We start from the raw sequence: 448 nt of genomic DNA on the forward strand, positions 1-448 counted from the left end.
ATCCGTACGAGTCTGAATTCATGCGGCAGCCCGAAAAGCTCATCGTTTGGCGAGTGTTCGTGGGCCCGAACGATGTCACACAAAGCGTCATCGACGCAGCCGTGGCCGACGCGTTCCGATACTGGCGCGTATCCAGTGTGCTCGACGGTGGTTCGCGGTGGGATCGTTGGCGCATCGGAATGCTGCGGCGCCGAGACCGTTACCAATCGGCGGAGAAGGCGATGACGACTCGGCCAAGCCTGGTAGCAAGGGCCGTCGGCGCGTTCCTTGCCTGGTGGCCTGTTGCTGCCTTCGTCGCGTTTAGTGCCCTCGTGACGGTCGTGACCGGCTGGCACGACTTCAGCGACAAGTTTGGTGCCGCTTTCCACTCAACATCCACCGCAGCGAAAGAGTCGACGACTACATCAAAGACAGGCCGCGCCAGCGAAGCGGCGGCGGCCCCCTCGAC

Annotated in this window: 1 protein-coding gene; it reads left to right on the plus strand. The window is 62.7% G+C overall.

Going from position 1 to position 448, the window contains the following annotated elements:
- Positions 1-20: 20 nt before the first annotated feature.
- A partial coding sequence (locus FPV16_RS25940) for a hypothetical protein (protein WP_227441378.1) occupies positions 21-448 on the plus strand: 428 nt, incomplete at its 3' end.

It is taken from the genome of Methylobacterium sp. W2, assembly GCF_020662345.1.
Taxonomy (GTDB): Bacteria; Pseudomonadota; Alphaproteobacteria; order Rhizobiales; family Beijerinckiaceae; genus Methylobacterium.